Annotated in this window: 1 protein-coding gene; it reads left to right on the top strand. The window is 57.6% G+C overall.

The window, feature by feature from the left end:
* A partial coding sequence (locus tag SB775_RS31480) for a prophage tail fiber N-terminal domain-containing protein (protein ID WP_410865207.1) occupies positions 1-255 on the top strand: 255 nt, incomplete at both ends.

Below are 255 nucleotides of genomic sequence, written 5' to 3'. Positions count from 1 at the left end.
CGTTACAGCATGGATGTGGAGTACGGTCAGTACAGTGTCATCCTGCAGGTTGACGGTTTTCCACCATCGCACGCCGGGACCATCACCGTGTATGAAGATTCACAACCGGGGACGCTGAATGATTTTCTCTGTGCCATGACGGAGGATGATGCCCGGCCGGAGGTGCTGCGTCGTCTTGAACTGATGGTGGAAGAGGTGGCGCGTAACGCGTCCGTGGTGGCACAGAGTACGGCAGACGCGAAGAAATCAGCCGGC

This window comes from Peribacillus sp. SIMBA_075 (assembly GCF_046534585.1).
The sequence above is the reverse complement of the archived record's forward strand: the minus strand, read 5'-3'. Positions and strand labels throughout refer to the sequence as shown.